The following is a 16,233-nucleotide window of genomic DNA, read 5'->3' as shown; positions in this document are numbered from 1 at the left end:
TCGGACGCGTCAGGTGTGTAAAAGAGACAGAGCGGGAAGCGTTGCACCGGCAACTGGCGGCGGCGGTGGACGAGGGCGCCCGCCAGGAGGCGGGCGGCACCCTGCCGGAGGGCGACGGCTGGTACTATCCGGCCTCGTTGCTGGACGGGGTGAGCCCGGACATGGCGGTGTTCCGCCGCCCCTTGCCCGGTCCCCTGGCCGCCGTGGTGCGGGTACGGAACGAGGAAGACATCGTTTCCCTGTGCCGGGGGCTGGGCCCGGACGGCACGGCCCGGATCTGGACCCGGGAGCTGGCCCGGGGCGAACAACTGGCGCGCCGGCTGCCCTTCGATCGCTGCCTGGTGAACCCGGATCCGGGGCGAACCTATCCTCCGGGAATGGCGGCGGAGGAGCATTTCAACATCAAGGCGTTCTGCCGGATGAGGTCGCTCAGGATCTCGGTGTAGCCCCTGGTTCCAGCCGGCGGCCGGATCTGGCCCTGTCCGGTGGTGGCGGCCGCTGGCTATACTGCGCTCACGCATTGCCTGGTTTGCCCGGAGTGGTAGCTCGACGGTCAGGGAGCCGACGCCCAAGTGCAATCGCCGGTCCCCTGGGCCGGCCCCGGTTACCGCAGCATGAGAGTTTTGGGCGAACACAGATGACAGCACAGTACCCCACCCTGGAACAGATGGGCATTACCTCCTTCGACAACATCAGCAAGTACCGCCTGCGCCGTGAGGCCCGGGCCGACGTGCTCAAGGTCTACTACCACCGGCCGGCGGGTTCCCTGCTGTCGCGCAGCAAGAAATTCACCTTCGCCCGTCCCCAGTCCGGGGTACCGGTCGAGTTCCAGAAAACCGCCCAGTGGCACCAGCTGGAAGACACCAGCCCGGTGCTGCGCCAGGCGCTGGTGGAACTGCACCAGTTGCTCAAACCCGACGCGCCGGCCGAGGACGAGTCCACCCGGGACAGCAAGCAGCAACTGCTTGAGGATCTGGAGCATATGGAACGGGTGATGAAGGCCAAGCTGGAAGAGCTGCGCCGGCAGATAGCGGCGCTGAAATAGCGACAGGGGCGGTGATCACCGCCCCTGTCTGCAGGTGACCGAATGGGGCGCGGGCGGCTCACCCGCATCGGTGTCGTGCCCAGGGTTGAGGCGTGGCTTTCCAGGCCTGTGGTTCCCGCTACGCGGGAAAGCAGGCGGGCCGCCTGCGCTCCATCGGCGTGGTTTTTGGCCAGTTCAGGATCTGGCCGCCTGCTGCCGGAGCAGTGACTCCGCCATCTTCTTGCCGAACAGCTCCATCACCGCCTGCTCATCCTCCCCCGCCTCGCGCAGGGCGCCGACCATGGCTTCCAGGGTGGGCAGGGTCTTTTCCAGCAACTGCTGCAGATAGTGCTCGGGGCTGACCCGGGTATAGGCCTGGTATTCGGCAAAGAGCGCGCTGGTGGCCTCATCCAGCCTGATGGTCACTTCCTGTTGCTTCGGCATAGCCGCATCCCTCTGTAAATGGCGTCGTGGTGGTTCCCAATCTAGGAGCCCCGGCCGCCGCTGGCTAGCGCCAGCAGCGGGGCGGGGATGGGGCCAGCTGGACTCAGTCAGGGTGCCCGACTGGCTCTAATGCATCGACGGCGGTGGGATTAACCTTCATGTTAACGATATGTAAATCGCATTTTGCCGCCGGGGCGGCCCCACCACCCGGCCCTAAAGAGGTAACCGTCATGCCAGCCTTTACCACCCTGACCGCCATGGGCATCGAGGATCTCGACCAGATCAGCCGTTTCCAGGTGATGGAGCGGGACGATCACGATGAACTCAAGGTGTGTTTCCAGCGCCCCGCCGGCTCCTGCCTGCCCGCCAGCCTCAAGTTCCGCTTTCCCCACGGCAACAATCCCGAGGTACAGGCCACCCTGCACAGGGCCATGGATGAACTCGAACAGATCCTGGGGCAGAGAAACGCCGATCCCCGGGCGGCCATACTGCACAACCTGGAGCAGTTCGAGCGGGTGATGGAGGCCAAGATGGCGGAGATCAAGCACCGGCTGGCGACGCTGCCGGCCTGATCCGGGTTTCAACGATCATAAAAAAACCACCGGTGCGAGCCGGTGGTTTTTTGTTGTGCGGGTGGCAGAGCCTTACATAAACACGAACTTGGCGATAAAGATGGCGCTCAGGATATAGACGCTGATGGACACGTCGCGCGGGTGGCCGGTGGCCATCTTCAGCACCGTGTAGGTGACGAAGCCCATGGCGATGCCGTTGGCGATGGAGAAGGTCAGCGGCATCATCAGCGCGGTTACCGCGGCCGGGGCCATTTCGGTGAAGTCGTCCCACTCGATCTTGGCCAGGCTGCTCATCATGGCGAAGGCCACGAAGATCAGGGCGCCGGCGGTGGCGTAGGGCGGTATCATGCCGGCCAGGGGCGCCAGGAACATGGACAGCAGGAACAGCGCGGCGATGGTCACGGCGGTCAGGCCGGTACGGCCCCCGGCGGCCACGCCGGCGGCGCTTTCCACATAGCTGGTTACCGGCGGACAGCCGACGAAGGTGCCGATCACGGAAGAGGCGCTGTCGGCCTTCAGAGATTTCTTCAGCCCTTCGATGCTGCCGTCGGGGCGGCGCAGGTTGGCACGCTCGGCCACGCCCATCAGGGTGCCGGCGGTGTCGAACATGTTGACGAACAGGAAGGCCAGGATCACGGTGATCATGCCGATGTCCAGCGCGCCCATGATGTCCAGCTTCATAAAGGTGGGCTCGATGCTGGGCGGCATGGCGAAGATGCCGTTGTATTCGACGATGCCCATGAACAGGCCGATCAGGGTCACGCTCAGCACCCCGATCAGCACGGCGCCGAACACCTTGCGATGGACCAGGATGGAGATGATCAGGAAGCAGACGGCGGCCAGCAGGGCGCTGGGCTTGGTGAAGTCGCCCAGGGTCACCAGGGTGGCCGGACTTTCCACCACTATGCCGGCGGTTTTCAGGCCGATCAGGCCGAGGAACAGGCCCACGCCCGCGGTCATGGCGTAGCGCAGGGATTCGGGAATGGAGTCGAGCACCCACTCACGGATTTTCCAGAAACTCATGGCGGTGAAGATCACGCCGGACCAGAACACGGCGCCCAGCGCCACTTCCCAGCTGTAGCCCATTTCACCGACCACGGTGAAGGCGAAGAAGGCGTTCAGGCCCATGCCCGGTGCCAGGCCGACCGGCCAGTTGGCGTACAGCCCCATAAAGAGGGTGGCAACGGCGGCCCCGATGCAGGTGGCCACGAACACGGCGCCCGCATCCATACCCGAGGCGGACATGATGTTGGGGTTGACAAAAATAATGTATGCCATGGTGATGAAGGTGGTCAGGCCGGCGATCAGCTCGGTTTTGACCGTGGTGCCGTGGGCACTTAACTTGAACCACCTGTCCAGCAATCCCCCGGAAGCCGGGAGGGTTTGAGGGGTTGGCTCATTCTTGATGTGTTCCATGACCAGAAGTCCTCGAGTAGGTTGAGTTGCAGACTGCCAATGCCGCACGATTTTCCTTCGTCCACGGCATTGGCAGGAGCCGTCTGCGACCCGTTAGCTGCCTCTGTAGGTAGAGTAGCTGTAGGGTGCGATCAGCAGGGGTACGTGGTAATGCTCTTCGCCGGCGGCGATCCCGAAACGGATGACAACGTCGTCCAGGAAGGCCGGCTCGAGCAGCTCAATACCTTGTTTCTTAAAGTAACTGGAGGTGTGGAATACCAGCTGGTATTTGCCGGCTACATAGTCGTCACCTGCCAGGATGGGCGCATCGGTACGGCCGTCGTGGTTGGTGTAGACGGTGTTGATCAGCGTGGTCTTCTCGCCTTCAACCCGGTACAGTTCAACTTTGATTTCGGAGCCAGGCAGGCCCTTGGCGGTATCCAATACGTGTGTGGTCAGTTTTCCCATTTTAGTTACCTTGCGCGTCATACGCGTCTCTGTTGGTCCAAGGTACTATCGACACAGTGCGTCGATAGAATTAACTTTACATCAAGATATTTTCTCTCGTCTACATTTAATTAACACAAATGTGTACAATGAGGCCGAGTGCCTGTGTTATCAGGCGCCGATCTATCCCGATCGAGTAGGATTGTCTTTACTTTGGTGCTGTAAAGCAAGAATTCCTGGCAAGATCCGATACAAAAACTAAACCTGTTATTTACATATATTGATTTTATTGTATACAATAAGGTCGTCACAATGACCGGCAAGCCCTCTTCACGCTTGTCCCGACCGGTTTTCAAACCTGCGTTTTCAAGGAGTTTTCCGATGAGCCAGAACAAAGACTATCCCCGTGACCTCATCGGGTATGGAGCCAATCCTCCTCACCCACAATGGCCCGGTGATGCGCGTGTCGCCATTTCCTTCGTGCTGAACTACGAAGAGGGTGGTGAGCGCAACGTACTGCACGGGGACGGCGAGTCCGAGGCCTTCCTGTCCGAGCTGCCCGGTGCCATGCCCTGGGAGGGCGTGCGTCACATGAGCATGGAGTCGGTCTATGAGTATGGCAGCCGGGCCGGTGTCTGGCGCCTGCTGCGCCTGTTCAAGAAGTACGACATTCCGCTCACCGTCTTCGCCGTGGCCACCGCCCTGGAACGCTATCCGGAGCTGGCCAGGGTATTCGTGGAAGAGGGGCACGAGATCTGCTCCCACGCCTACAAGTGGATCACCTACCAGTGGATGGACGAGAACGAAGAGCGCGAGCAGCTGTACAAGGCCATCGAGATCATCGAGCGCATCTGTGGCCAGCGCCCGCTGGGCTGGTATACCGGTCGCGACAGCCCCAACACCCGCAAGCTGGTGATGGAAGAAGGCGGCTTCCTGTATGACTCCGACTCCTATGCCGACGATCTGCCCTACTGGGTGGACAACAACGGCAAGGGCCATCTGGTGATCCCCTATACCCTGGACACCAACGACATGCGCTTCGCCACCCAGCAAGGCTTCAACAGCGGCGAGCAGTTCTACCAGTACCTGAAGGACGCCTTCGACGTGCTGTACGAAGAAGGGGCCGAGGCGCCCAAGATGCTGTCCATCGGCATGCACTGCCGCCTGCTGGGCCGCCCCGCCCGCATGGCCGCGCTGGAGCGTTTCATCAAGTATGCCCGTAGCCACGATCGGGTGTGGTTCACCCGCCGTATCGACATCGCCAAGCACTGGCACGAGCACCACCCCTACAAAGGAAACAAATAATGAGCCGGTTCAAGACCTGTACCCCCAGCGCCATGAGCCGCGACGAGTTCGTCGCCGCCTTCGCCGACATCTACGAGCATTCCGCCTGGGTGGCGGAAACCGCCTTCGACCAGGGCCTGAGCGCCGAGGACGACGAGATCGAGCGCCTGCATGCGCGCATGGCCGGCGTGCTGCTGGCCGCCGACAAGGACGCCCAGCTGGCGCTGATCAACGCTCACCCGGATCTGGCCGGCAAGGCCGCCCAGCGGGGCGAACTGACCGAGGCCTCCACCAACGAGCAGGCCGGCGCCGGCATCAACCAGTGCACCGCGGAGGAATTCGCCCGCTTCACCGAGCTGAACAACGCCTATAAGGAAAAGTTCGCCTTTCCCTTTATCATGGCGGTGAAGGGCTCCAACCGGCATCAGATCCTGGCCGCCTTCGAAGAGCGCATCCATAACGACTACGACACCGAGTTCGATCGTGCCGTCAAGGAAATCAACAAGATAGCCCTGTTCCGCTTGAACGAGATGTAACGAGGCGAGGGGGCCCAGGCCCCCGTTTTTTTATCCGTTTTCGGAGGCAGAGATGATCAAGACCCTCAAGATAGAGCCGCTGACCAGGGAAGCCTTCGCGCCCTTCGGCGACGTGATCGAGTCCGAAGGCCGCGATTACTTCATGATCAACAACGGCTCCACCCGCCGTTACCACAAGCTGGGCGAGGTGCAGCTGGACGAGCAGGGCCAGGGCATCATCAGCATCTTCCGGGCCAAGACCCTGGAGTATCCGCTGGCGATCAAGATGCTGGAGCGCCACCCCTTCGGCTCCCAGTCTTTCATTCCCCTGTTCGGCCACGACTTTCTGCTGGTGGTCGCCCCGGTGGGCGACGGCTGCATGAACATAGACCCGTCCACCGTGCGCGCCTTCCGTGCCAGCGGCCGCCAGGGCGTGAACTACCACAGGGGCGTGTGGCACCACCCGATACTGGCGCTGCGCGACGACGACGAGTTCCTGGTGGTGGATCGCAGCGGCCCCGGCAACAACTGCGACGAATTCTTCTTCGACGAGTCCGTCCAGCTGAGCCTGGAACTGGGCTGAGTTTCCCTTTGCCTGTTATGTAAAGAAGAGGCGGCTCCGGGCCGCCTCTGGCGTCTTCAACGCAGCTCATCAAATTCCGCGATGCGCGGATGTCCCCGCCGCTCCAGAAAGCTCAGCAACTTGTCCGGATCCGTCGCCAGTATCCGCTCCCGGGGAAAGTCCAGCTCGGTCACCAGCCGGTGGCAGTGCTCGAACTGGCCCAGGGTAAAGGCCACGTGGGAGTCGGAGCCGAAGGCGAGCCAGGCGCCGCTGTCCCGCGCCGCCGCCACTATGGCCCGGCAGTTGGCCTCGCTGCCCTGGCGCGAGTGGTTGAAGGAGGAGTTGTTGATCTCCAGCGCCACCCGGTGTTCGGCCGCGGCCGCGGCCACCGCCGCTATATCGATGGGATAGGCCGGGTTGCCCGGATGGCTGATGATGTCCACCTTGCCGCTCTTGATGGCGTTGATCATGGCGGTGGTATGGCGGGCCCGGTCCGCCGGCGGGAACACCGGCTCGTGGAAGCCGGCCACCACCAGGTCCAGGCAGTCGAAGTAGCGCTCGGGAAAGTCGATTTCCCCCGCCTCGTTCCTGATGTTGGCCTCGATGCCGCGCAGTATGCCCACCCCGTCCACCACCCGGGGCAGCACCCGCATGTTGACGAAATGCCAGTAGTGGGGAGCGTCGGCCATGTCCGGGCCGTGATCGGTGAGGGCAAACAGCTTGATGCCGCGGGCGCGGGCGATGGGCAGGTAGTCGTGCACCGTGCTGTAGGCGTGGGTGCTGGCCACCGTATGATTGTGGGTATCGACGAGATAGGTCATGGGGCTTCTCCCTGAGCGGACTGTGGCCAGCATAACAAACATCGGCCGCCTGCCGCGACGATTCGGTCACCGGTTGAGCCTTGTTCCAGACTGCACTCCATGTTATTTCTATATGAAAATATTTAACATGAAGGTGACTGCATGGACGCACTCAAGATAGGCTGGCGCGATCGCCTGCTGATGAACATTTCCCTCCGCCAGAAACTGATGCTCACCTGCTACCTGGCCACCCTCGGCCTGCTGGGGTTGCTCTACGGCTACTGGCAGCTGTGGCGCGAGCTGGCGGCGCTGGGCGGGACGTCCGGCCCTGGCCCGAATGGGGTAGTGGCCCTGGTGGCGGGGCTGGTCGTCCTGCTCTGGCTGCTGGCCCGGGCGGTGAGCGACAACCTGCTGCCGCTGCTCGGTCATATCGAGGGGGTCATGGCCCGGGTGGCGGCGGGCCGGCTCGAGCAGCGGGTCGGTTTTTCCGGCGAGGACGAATTCGGCAAGATAGGCTCGGCCATCGACGCCACCCTGCAGCACCTGTCGGCCACCTTCGAGCTGGTGGAGCGTTCCGCCGGGGTGCTGCACGGCGCCGTGGGCAATATCGGCGAGGCGGTGAGCCAGGCCGGGCAGGAGGTGGGCACCCAGCACCGGCAGGTGGCCCAATGCCGGCAGACGGTGGCCGAGCTCAACCAGGCGGTGCAACAGGTGGCCGCCCATTCCCGCCTGGCGGACGAACTCACCGCCCGGACCCAGGATGCCGCCCAGGCGGCGGGCAGCCACATGGCCGACGCCATGCAGGGCATGGAGCGGCTGGTGGCCGACACCGAGGGGGCCAGATCCGACTCCCGCGTGCTGGGCGATACCCTGGAGCGGGTAGGCACGGTGGTGGAAACCATCAAGGCCATCTCCGAGCAGACCAACCTGCTGGCGCTCAACGCCGCCATCGAGGCGGCCCGGGCCGGCGAGCAGGGTCGCGGCTTCGCGGTGGTGGCGGACGAGGTGCGCACCCTGGCGGGGCGCACCCAGCACGCCACCCGGGACATCCAGCAGATGATAGAAACCCTCGACGAGCGGGTCAGCCGCAGCATAGAGATGATGTCGCGCAATGCCGAGGCCAGCGCCGATGCCGCCGGCGGGGTGCGGGCCGGCATGCAAAGCCTGGAGAACATACTGGCGCAGGTGGCCGAACTCAGCCGGATGAACCGGGACATCGCCGGCGCCGTGTCGGAGCAGGAGCAGGCCATGGCCGAGCTGGATCTGAGCCTGGAACAGCTGCTGGGCCAGGCGGAGTGCTCGCGCCGCCGGCTCGACACCCTGAGCCGGGACCGGGGCCATGTGCACGAGATTGCCGAGCAACTGGCGGCCAACATGGCCCGGGTGCGGGCCTGAGCCCCCCCCCTTGCGTCCGCCGGGGCGGGCGGCCATAATCGGCTTTCACAATGCATGTTTTGGAGGCGGGTCATGGTGACCGAGCAGCAAGTACGGGAGGCCCTTTGCCGGGTGCTGGATCCGGAAGTGGGCGAGAACATCATCGAGCTGGGGCTGGTATACGGCATCGAGATCGACCAACGACGGCTGGCGGTGACCATGACCATGACCTCGCCTTCCTGCCCCATGGGCGACTGGATCCGCCAGCAGGTGGCAACGGAACTCGAGGCCCTGTGCCGGGACGGCCAGCGGGCCGAGGTCGAGCTGGTCTGGCAGCCGGCCTGGGGGCCGGAGCGGATGAGCCCGGCCCTGCGGGCCCGGCTGGGGTGGGAATGAGGCGGCTCAGTGCGGGTGGTCGTTGAACTCCCGCATGAAGATGTCCCAGAACACCAGGAACAGGGCCGCCACCAGGGGGCCTATCACGAAACCGTTGATGCCCATCAGGCTGATGCCGCCCAGGGTGGAGAACAGCACCACATAGTCGGGCAGCTTGGTATCCCGGCCCACCAGCAGCGGGCGCAGCACGTTGTCCGCCAGGCCGATCACCAGGGCGCCGAAGGCCACCAGCACGGTGCCGGCCACCCAGGCGCCGGTGGCGTAGAGGTAGATGGCCACCGGCAGCCAGACCAGGCCGGCGCCCACCGCCGGGATCAGCGACAGGAAGGCCATCACCACCCCCCACAGCAGCGGGCCGGAAATATCCAGCGCCCAGAAGATAAAGCCGCCCAGGGCGCCCTGCACCATGGCCACCAGGATATTGCCCTTCACCGTGGCCCGGGTCACCTCCGAAAACTTGGCGAACAGCTTGCGCTCGCGCTCGTCCCCCAGGGGCAGGGCCTTGATCAGCAGTTCGGTCAACTGGTGGCCGTCGCGCAGCAGGAAGAAGGCGAGGTAGAGCATCAGCGCCACGTTGACGATAAAGACGAAGGTGTTCTGGCCCGCCACCAGGGCCTTCTCCGCCAGCAGCCGGCTGCCGGCCACCGCCGCCTCCGACAGCCGCTGGCGCAGGTTGTCCATGTCGATGCCGACTCGCTCCAGCAGCTCGGGCAGCAGCGGAAAGGCGTTGCGGATCTGCTCCAGCACCCGGGCCGGACTGATCTCGCCCCGGTCGATGCGCTGGTAGAGGCTCAGCCCTTCCTGTACGAAGGAGGTGGCGATCAGCAGCACCGGCAGCACCACGATGACGATGCAGATCAGCAGGGTGAGCAGGGCGGCCCGGTTGGGTTTGGGGCCGATCCGGGACAGGATGCGCTGCTGCAGCGGATAGAAGATGACGCCGATGGCGCAGGCCCAGAAGATGGCGCCCCAGAAGGGCTTGAGCACCAGCCCGAACAGCAGGCTGACCAGCAGCAGCATAAACAGAAAGGAGCGTTGTTCCAGTTTTTCGCGCATGGCGAGGTGGTTCCTGATGAGACAGTGCCATCATAGTAAAGAAGCCCGGGCGGCGGCGCCAGCGCTTCCCGGCGGCGGATTTATTGCGCCGGCGCAAGGCGGGCCCGGTCGCCGGCTGGCATCATGGCCGCTCACCGAGGAGGAGGACGCATGCCGATCTTGTTGCTGCCGATGATGGCGTTGTTGCTGCTGGGGGTGGCCGGCGGCGCCTGGCGCCTGGGGGCCGACTGGCTGCCGCTGACCCACACCGGCCTGGTCTACCACGGCACCCTTATGGTCAACGGTTTCTTCGCCACCCTGATAAGCTGTGAGCGCTGCGTGGCCCATGGCCGGGGCTGGGCCTGGCTGGTGCCCGCCAGCGGCCTTCTGGCCAGTGCCAGCCTGTGGTGGCGGCCGGAGCTGGCCCCGGCCCTGTACGGCCTGCTGGCGGCGGGGATGACGGCGCTGTCCTGGCAGCTGTGGCGGCGCCAGCCCCAGGATTTCACCCTGCTGCTGGTGCTGGCCTGCGGCGCCCTGCTGCTGGCCAACCTGGACTGGTGGCGGCAGGGCGCCGTCGGCGCGGCCACCGAACGGGGCTGGCTGGTGTTCCTGGTGCTCACCATCGCCGCCGAGCGGCTGGAGCTGTCCCGGCTGCTGCCCAAGCCGCGCTGGGCCAAACGGGTCTTTATGGGGCTGGCATTGGGCCTGCTGGCCGCGCCCTGGCTGCCGCTCGGCCATCTCTGGCTGGGGGCGGCCCTGGTGGGGCTGGCGCTCTGGCTGCTGCGCTTCGACATCGCCCGCAAGACCATCAAGGGCCGCGGCCTGCCGCGCTATGTGGCCGCCTGCCTGCTGGCCGGCTACGGCTGGCTGGGCCTGAGCGGCCTGCTGTGGCTGGGGGGAGGGGGCGACATGGCGCTGCACGGGGTCATGCTGGGCTTTGTGATGGCCATGGTGTTCGGCCATGCGCCGGTGATAGCGCCGGCGCTGCTGAAGATAGGGTGCCATTACCACTGGCTGCTGTACCTGCCCCTGGCGCTGCTGCAACTGGGGCTGCTGGCCCGCCACGACTGGCCCAGGATCAGCGCCCAGCTGACCAGCCTGGCCATACTGGGCTTCGTGCTGACCTTCGTCGGGGTGCAGCTGGCCGGTTACCTGCGGCGCCGTCAGGAAGTACGGTAGCGCCCCACCAGCTGTTGCAACCGGGCGGCCAGCTCGCCCACTTCCCGGCTGGTCTGGCTGGCCGCCTTTGAACCGGCGTTGGTCTGCTCGGCGATGGCCACTATCTGGTGCACGTTGCCGTTGATGCTCTCCGACACCTGGGTCTGCTCTTCGGCGGCGCTGGCGATCTGGGCGTTCATGGTGTTGATGGTGTTCACCGCCGTGCCGATGTCGAGCAGGGCGCTGTCGATGCGCCTGGCCTCGGTCACCGTATGGCTGCTGCGGTCGCGGATGCTCTCGATGGCCTGCACCGCCTCCCGGGCGCCCTGCTGCAGCCGGGTGATCATGGCGTGGATCTCTTCGGTGCTGCTCTGGGTGCGGCCGGCCAGGGTGCGGACCTCGTCCGCCACCACTGCGAAGCCGCGGCCCTGCTCGCCGGCCCGGGCCGCCTCTATGGCCGCGTTGAGCGCCAGCAGGTTGGTCTGCTCGGCGATGTCGCGGATCACCTCCAGCACCGAGCCTATCTGCTCCGATTCCTGCCCCAACCGCTGGATGATGTCCACCCCGCCGGCCACCTGGTGCTCCCGGCCGTCGATCACCGTGATGGCCCCCTGCAGCAGCCGCTGCGCGTCCGTGACCTGGGTTTCCGCCTGCTGGGCCGCGTCGGCGGCGCGGGCGGCGCTGGCCGCCACTTCCTGGGCGGTGGCCGACATCTGGTTCATGGCGGTGGCGAGCTGGTCGCTTTCGTGGTGCTGGCGGCCGATGCCGGTTTCGGTCTCGTCCATAAAGCGTTGCAGCTCGGCGCTGGCCTGCTGCAGGGTATCCGCCGACTGGCGGGTGCTGTGCACCAGTTCGCTGATCTGGCCGGCAAACTGGTTGAAGGAGCGGGCCAGGGTGCCCAGCTCGTGGCCATGGTCGGCATCGAGCCGGCGGGTCAGGTCGCCTTCCCCCTGGGCGATGTCCTGCATGGTGGATACCGCCTGGCGGATGGGGGCGTGAATGCTGCGGGCCAGCACCAGGCCGACGGCGGCGATCAGCGCCAGCAGCAGGGTGGCGGACAGGGCGGAGTTGATCAGGCCCTGGCGCACCGAGCGGGACAGCTCCTGCTCCAGCCCGGCGACGGTGGCCTGCAGATCGTCGATGTAAAAACCGGTGCCCAGCAGCCAGTCGGTGCCCGGCACCGGCGCGATATAGGCCAGCTTGGGCGCGCCCTGCTGGGTATCGGGCCTGGGCCAGCTGTATTCCACATAGCCGCCGCCCTGGCGGCCCAGGGCCACGTATTCCCGCACCAGGTGGCGGCCGTCGGGGCTGGTGGCGTCGAGGTAGTTGTTGCCTTCCCGGGCCGGGTTGTCGGCGCTGACCACCTGGACGCCCTGGTGGTCGTACACGAAGAAATAGCCGCTGCCGTCATCGAAGCGCAGCCGGCGCAGCTGATCCTTGGCAATCTCGACCTCGCCCCGCTGCAGCAGGGGGGTCATGCCGCTGATGGCCAGCTCCATGTAGTTGGCCAATTGATCCTTGCGTGCCTCGAACAGGGAGCGGTGCAGGCTGTCGCCACTCAGGTTTTTAAGACGTAGAGATTGCTCCACATTGACCCAGGTGCTGACGGCGGCCAGCAGGGCCAGGGGCAGCAGGGCCAGCAACAGTATTTTTTGCCTGATGGAAAGTCGGTTCATCCTTGGTCTCTCTGTATTATTATTTGTTTACATATTTTTATCATCTTGTGTTTTGGTTGTCATTTTAGTTGATACATAAATGCCCAATAAAAATACCCGAGCCGGTCCTCCCGGTGGCCGCCGGCCCATGCCGGCTTTTCAACGGCTTGCCGGTGCCGCTATGATGCGGCCATGACCTTATCAACAGAACATGACATGGCTTCGACCATCCTTGCCGGGCCGCTGTTGCGCCGGATCAGCGCCGAGCGGCTGGTATTCTGGCTGGCCAGCCGCGAACCGGTGCGGTTCCGGCTGTTGCTGGACGGGCGTGCCCCCCTGACCCTGGACGGCGAGCGGCAACAACAACTGCGGGTGGGAGAGCACTGCTTTATCCAGTTGCTGGACCTGGCCCTGGAACAGCCGCTGCCGGCGGATACCCTGATCCCCTATGATCTGCAGTGGCGGCGGGAAGGAGAAAACGACTGGCACGGCCTGGCCGACTGGGCGCCGGATCTCGGCTACGGCGAGGGCGAACTGCCCAGCCTGGTGGTGCGCGGCCGGCTGGACGGCATCCTGCACGGTTCCTGCCGCAAGCCGCACCATGCGGCGCCCGACGGCCTGGTGGCGGCCGACGCCTGGCTGCGCCAATGCCGGGAGCGGCCGCAGGAGCGGCCGGCGGTGCTGATGCTGAGCGGGGATCAGGTGTATGCGGACGACGTGGCCGGCCCCATGCTCACCGCCATCCACCAGCTGATAGAGGAACTCGGGCTCTACCCGGAAACCCTGGAAGGGGCCCTGGTGGCCGACAGCGCCGAACTGTTCGCCAGCCCGCAAAACTACTACCGGCGCCATGAACTGCTGCCCGACAGCAGGGCCAACCTGCCGCTGCGTGAGCGCTTCTTCGAGGGCGCGCGCAAGCCGATCTTCACCACCAGCAGCGCCGACAACCACCTGATCACCCTGGCCGAGGTGCTGGCCATGTACCTGCTGGTCTGGTCGCCCGAGCCCTGGCGCCTGTTGCCCGAGACCCGGCCCGAACTGGCAGGGGAGCTGGCGCAGCGCTACCAGGGGGAGCGGGAGCGGCTGGTGGCCTTTGTCGAGGGCCTGCCGGCGGTGCGCCGGTTGCTGGCGCACCTGCCGACCCTGATGATCTTCGACGATCACGACGTCACCGACGACTGGAACCTGACCGCCGCCTGGGAAGAGAGCGCCTATGGCCATCCCTTTTCCCGGCGCATCATCGGCAACGCCCTGGTGGGCTACTTTATCTGCCAGGGCTGGGGCAACGATCCGGACGCCTTTGCGGGCGAGCCCATGGCCCTGCTCAAAGCCTGGTGCGAGCAGCCGGAGGCCGGGCGGCAGAACGCCCTTATCGATCATCTGCTGCGCTTCGAGCGCTGGCACTACCGCCTGGACACCAGTCCCAGGCTGCTGGTGCTGGACACCCGCACCCGCCGCTGGCGGGCCGAGTCCAACTTCGGCAGCCCGTCGGGGCTGATGGACTGGGAGGCGCTGACCGAGCTGCAGGGGGAACTGCTGCACCAGGACGCCGTGGTGATCGTCTCGCCCACGCCGGTGTTCGGGGTCAAGCTGATCGAGGTGATCCAGAAGGTCTTCACCTGGTTCGGCAAGCCGCTGCTGGTGGACGCGGAAAACTGGATGGCGCACCGGGGCACCGCCAACGTCATCCTCAATATCTTCCGCCATGTCCGCACCCCGGCCAACTACGTGATCCTGTCCGGCGACGTGCACTACTCCTTTATGTACGACATCCGGCTGCGCCACCGGCGCGGCGATCCCCATATCTGGCAGATCACCAGCAGCGGCATCAAGAACGAGTTCCCGCCCCGGTTGCTGGACGTGCTGGACCGGCTCAACCGCTGGCTGTATTCGCCCCGTTCGCCGCTCAACTGGTTCACCCGCCGGCGGCGGCTGGAAATAAGCCCCCACCCGCCGGTCGGCGCCGCCCGTGGCGAACGGCTGCTGAACCGGGCCGGCATCGGCCATGTACGCTTCAACGAGCAGGGCGAGCCGGTGCTGGTACAGCAGATCACCGCCGAGGGGGTGGTGGATTTCCTGAGCGAGCCGCCGCCTGCCCCGGCGGACGAGTCCCTGCCCGGGCGGCCCGTGCAGCGCTGAGCCGAGCCAGTAAGCCTGCCCGGCGTAGGGGATGGTCAGCCCGGCCCCAGGGGCTGGCCGTGGCTGAACTCCACATAGTTGCCGTTGGGATCCCTGACGCCGCAGTAGTAGCCCACCGGATAGGGCTCGTCCCGGGGCGGCCAGACCAGGCAGCCCGCGGCCCTGGCTCGGGCGGCGAGGGCGTCCACCGCCTCGCGGCTGGGCAGGGCGAAGCCGAAGTGGCGATAGTCGTGGGGCGACAGCTGCAGATCTTCGCCGCCGTTCATCAGCACGAAGATGAAGTCCTGCTCCCGCTCCGGCTCGGCCAGCCAGACGATGGTCTGGTGGCCGCTCTCGCGCCTGTGGGTTTCCACCATGCCGCAGAAGCCGCAATAAAAGCGGATGCAGGCCTCGATATCCCGCACATGCAGGGCGATATGGGTCAGACGGGGGTAATGGGGGGCGACGTTCATCTCGGGTTCCTCCTGCCGGGTGCCTACCCTGCTGAGTATGGCCGCCGGTTCGCGCTCCCGCCAAAGGGCCGGGGGCGGGTGCGCTCGCCGGCGGCGGCTGTTAAAGTAGCCGGGTAACCCACAACCGATAACGAAAGAAGCATGAGCAAGATCACCGGAACCCTGGTCAAGATGCCGGCCAGCCTGGCCGAGCCCGTGGCCTACCAGCTGGCCCTGGGCGAGCACAGGGTGGAACTGAATGCCCTGCTCGGCCAGCCGCTCACCCTCGGCTACACCGGCAACATCTACTGCGACGCCTGCGGCCGCAAGACCAGCAAGAGCTTTGCCCAGGGGCACTGCTTTCCCTGCATGAAGAAGCTGGCCCGCTGCGACATGTGCGTGATGAAGCCGGAGACCTGCCACTATTTCGAAGGCACCTGCCGCGAGCCCGAGTGGGGCGAGCGCCACTGCATGGTGCCCCATATCGTCTACCTGGCGAATACCTCCGGCCTCAAGGTGGGCATCACCCGGGCCAGCCAGGTGCCCACCCGCTGGATCGATCAGGGCGCCACCCAGGCGCTGCCCATCCTGCGGGTGGCCACCCGCCAGATCTCCGGCCTGGTGGAAGTGGCCCTGGCCGAGCTGGTGGCCGACAAGACCAACTGGCGGGCCATGCTCAAGGGTGACGAAACCCCGCTCGACCTCAAGGCCGAGGCCGCCCGCCTGCTGCCGGAAATTAACGAAAAACTGGCCGAACTGGTGCTGCGCTATGGCGAAGAGGCCATCACCCCGCTCGACGAGCCGGTGGTCGGGCTCAGCTACCCGGTGCTGGAGTACCCGAAGAAGATAGCCAACCACAACTTCGACAAGAACCCGGTGGTGTCCGGCACCCTGCTCGGCATCAAGGGCCAGTACCTGATCTTCGACAGCGGGGTGATCAACCTGCGCAAGTTCACCGGCTATGAAGTGAGCCTGGGCTGAGACGCCGGCCGCGGCCGGCGG

18 protein-coding genes are annotated in these 16,233 nt (G+C 65.4%); 11 read left to right on the top strand and 7 right to left on the bottom strand.

Annotated elements, in window-relative coordinates; genetic code table 11:
• A partial coding sequence (locus CGX12_RS05735; RefSeq protein ID WP_142995579.1) for an aldehyde dehydrogenase family protein occupies window positions 1-446 on the top strand: 446 nt, incomplete at its 5' end.
• A gap of 191 nt (window positions 447-637) precedes the next feature.
• Window positions 638-1,045, top strand: coding sequence for a DUF3461 family protein (locus CGX12_RS05730; RefSeq protein WP_094038931.1), 408 nt, complete (start codon window positions 638-640; stop codon window positions 1,043-1,045).
• A gap of 174 nt (window positions 1,046-1,219) precedes the next feature.
• On the opposite strand, the gene CGX12_RS05725 is transcribed toward CGX12_RS05730, so the two are convergent.
• Window positions 1,220-1,468: a hypothetical protein gene (locus CGX12_RS05725; RefSeq protein ID WP_094038930.1), complete on the bottom strand. Its 249-nt coding sequence runs from the start codon at window positions 1,466-1,468 to the stop codon at window positions 1,220-1,222.
• 230 nt (window positions 1,469-1,698) lie between these two features.
• Here CGX12_RS05725 and CGX12_RS05720 point away from each other — a divergent pair, with 230 nt between their 5' ends.
• Window positions 1,699-2,040, top strand: a complete 342-nt coding sequence (locus CGX12_RS05720) for a DUF3461 family protein (protein ID WP_254918220.1) — start codon at window positions 1,699-1,701, stop codon at window positions 2,038-2,040.
• A gap of 72 nt (window positions 2,041-2,112) precedes the next feature.
• Here CGX12_RS05720 and CGX12_RS05715 read toward each other — a convergent pair whose 3' ends face one another.
• Together CGX12_RS05715 and uraH are read right to left on the bottom strand one after the other, a co-directional pair.
• Window positions 2,113-3,456 (bottom strand): NCS2 family permease, encoded by a 1,344-nt coding sequence (locus tag CGX12_RS05715; protein ID WP_094038928.1) that lies wholly within the window; start codon window positions 3,454-3,456, stop codon window positions 2,113-2,115.
• A gap of 93 nt (window positions 3,457-3,549) precedes the next feature.
• Window positions 3,550-3,903, bottom strand: a complete 354-nt coding sequence (gene uraH / locus CGX12_RS05710; protein WP_094038927.1) for a hydroxyisourate hydrolase — start codon at window positions 3,901-3,903, stop codon at window positions 3,550-3,552.
• Between the two features lie 360 nt (window positions 3,904-4,263).
• On the opposite strand from uraH, the gene puuE reads away from it, so the two are divergent.
• From puuE to CGX12_RS05695, 3 genes are read left to right on the top strand one after another with little or no spacing between them, the layout of a single operon-like run.
• The gene (gene puuE / locus CGX12_RS05705; protein WP_094038926.1) at window positions 4,264-5,187 is read left to right on the top strand and encodes an allantoinase PuuE; all 924 of its coding nucleotides are present in this window, start codon (window positions 4,264-4,266) and stop codon (window positions 5,185-5,187) included.
• Window positions 5,187-5,702, top strand: a complete 516-nt coding sequence (uraD, locus tag CGX12_RS05700) for a 2-oxo-4-hydroxy-4-carboxy-5-ureidoimidazoline decarboxylase (protein ID WP_094038925.1) — start codon at window positions 5,187-5,189, stop codon at window positions 5,700-5,702. The genes puuE and uraD overlap by 1 nt, the downstream gene beginning before the upstream one ends.
• A 52-nt stretch (window positions 5,703-5,754) precedes the next feature.
• On the top strand, window positions 5,755-6,264 hold the full coding sequence (locus CGX12_RS05695) for an ureidoglycolate lyase (protein ID WP_094038924.1): 510 nt from the start codon (window positions 5,755-5,757) through the stop codon (window positions 6,262-6,264).
• A gap of 56 nt (window positions 6,265-6,320) precedes the next feature.
• Here the strand turns inward: CGX12_RS05695 and CGX12_RS05690 are convergent, their stop codons facing one another.
• Window positions 6,321-7,064: a phosphatase gene (locus tag CGX12_RS05690; protein WP_094038923.1), complete on the bottom strand. Its 744-nt coding sequence runs from the start codon at window positions 7,062-7,064 to the stop codon at window positions 6,321-6,323.
• Between the two features lie 141 nt (window positions 7,065-7,205).
• Here CGX12_RS05690 and CGX12_RS05685 point away from each other — a divergent pair, with 141 nt between their 5' ends.
• Both CGX12_RS05685 and CGX12_RS05680 read left to right on the top strand, forming a co-directional pair.
• Window positions 7,206-8,438 (top strand): methyl-accepting chemotaxis protein, encoded by a 1,233-nt coding sequence (locus CGX12_RS05685; protein ID WP_094038922.1) that lies wholly within the window; start codon window positions 7,206-7,208, stop codon window positions 8,436-8,438.
• A 72-nt stretch (window positions 8,439-8,510) separates the two neighbouring features.
• Window positions 8,511-8,813 (top strand): metal-sulfur cluster assembly factor, encoded by a 303-nt coding sequence (locus CGX12_RS05680; protein ID WP_094038921.1) that lies wholly within the window; start codon window positions 8,511-8,513, stop codon window positions 8,811-8,813.
• 6 nt (window positions 8,814-8,819) lie between these two features.
• On the opposite strand, the gene CGX12_RS05675 is transcribed toward CGX12_RS05680, so the two are convergent.
• Entirely contained in the window at window positions 8,820-9,869 is a 1,050-nt protein-coding gene (locus CGX12_RS05675; RefSeq protein ID WP_094038920.1) for an AI-2E family transporter, read from the bottom strand.
• 150 nt (window positions 9,870-10,019) lie between these two features.
• Between CGX12_RS05675 and CGX12_RS05670 the strand changes: the two genes are divergently transcribed.
• Window positions 10,020-11,027 (top strand): DUF8744 domain-containing protein, encoded by a 1,008-nt coding sequence (locus tag CGX12_RS05670; RefSeq protein WP_094038919.1) that lies wholly within the window; start codon window positions 10,020-10,022, stop codon window positions 11,025-11,027.
• On the opposite strand, the gene CGX12_RS05665 is transcribed toward CGX12_RS05670, so the two are convergent.
• Entirely contained in the window at window positions 11,012-12,682 is a 1,671-nt protein-coding gene (locus tag CGX12_RS05665) for a methyl-accepting chemotaxis protein (RefSeq protein ID WP_094038918.1), read from the bottom strand. The two genes, CGX12_RS05670 and CGX12_RS05665, sit on opposite strands and share 16 nt — an antisense overlap.
• 195 nt (window positions 12,683-12,877) lie before the next feature.
• Here CGX12_RS05665 and CGX12_RS05660 point away from each other — a divergent pair, with 195 nt between their 5' ends.
• Window positions 12,878-14,800, top strand: coding sequence for an alkaline phosphatase D family protein (locus tag CGX12_RS05660; RefSeq protein ID WP_094038917.1), 1,923 nt, complete (start codon window positions 12,878-12,880; stop codon window positions 14,798-14,800).
• Window positions 14,801-14,835: 35 nt separating this feature from the next.
• On the opposite strand, the gene CGX12_RS05655 is transcribed toward CGX12_RS05660, so the two are convergent.
• Complete coding sequence (locus CGX12_RS05655) at window positions 14,836-15,252, bottom strand: VOC family protein (RefSeq protein WP_094038916.1); 417 nt, start codon at window positions 15,250-15,252, stop codon at window positions 14,836-14,838.
• 141 nt (window positions 15,253-15,393) lie between these two features.
• Between CGX12_RS05655 and CGX12_RS05650 the strand changes: the two genes are divergently transcribed.
• Entirely contained in the window at window positions 15,394-16,212 is an 819-nt protein-coding gene (locus CGX12_RS05650) for a DUF2797 domain-containing protein (protein WP_094038915.1), read from the top strand.
• The last annotated feature ends 21 nt before the right edge of the window (window positions 16,213-16,233 follow it).

The sequence above is a fragment of the Zobellella denitrificans genome (assembly GCF_002237365.1).
Lineage (GTDB): Bacteria > Pseudomonadota > Gammaproteobacteria > Enterobacterales > Aeromonadaceae > Oceanimonas > Oceanimonas denitrificans.
This window is presented reverse-complemented; position numbering and strand designations above follow the sequence as displayed.